This window comes from Algibacter sp. L4_22 (genome assembly GCF_023473045.1).
Classification (GTDB): domain Bacteria; phylum Bacteroidota; class Bacteroidia; order Flavobacteriales; family Flavobacteriaceae; genus Algibacter.
On sequence record NZ_JAMCOK010000111.1, the window covers coordinates 1 to 522 of the forward strand.

Consider the following 522-nt stretch of genomic DNA (forward strand, 5'->3'; position numbering starts at 1 on the left):
GCAAAGGCGGCGTTCATCTCCTGGTGGTGCTTCTTGAGTGCCTTCCAGGCCTTGGAGGCGTTGGTATGGTTCTTTGCTGCGGATGATGGACCGGCAATGGAGGAGTTGCGGGATGTCTCAGGCGAGGCGGTTCGTGAGGCAGGTAGTGAGCCGGTGTAGTAGGCGTTGTAAGCAGCGTTGACACTCTCGTGGTGAGCCTTTGCGTGGCTGGCAATGGAGTTGAGGAAGCCAGGCATTTTGGTGGTTGGTTTGACTAAGTCGAGGTGGATCAGAGTAGTGGTTGGACGGGCTGGGCCGCAGCATTCTGGCGCAGTGTTTGGTATCGGGCACGCACAGCATTGATCGCTTGCTCAAGCTTTGCCGGGTTGACCGACTGCAGAACAGGCACCACAATCCTGACCAATTGCTCAGGATCCTTGAAAGCTTGCACGTCAAAGTTTGCAGTGCTGCCTTCAGAATTGAGTGTGTAAAGTTGTCGCCAACTTATTGGACCAGGTGGCAAGGGTTGAACAGACGGTGTCC

Annotated in this window: 1 protein-coding gene; it reads right to left on the reverse strand. The window is 55.4% G+C overall.

The genetic code is table 11. The features are described from left to right. Nucleotides 1–268: 268 nt before the first annotated feature. Nucleotides 269–522: hypothetical protein (locus M4I23_RS19755; protein ID WP_249755568.1), on the reverse strand; the 254-nt coding region annotated here is incomplete at its 5' end.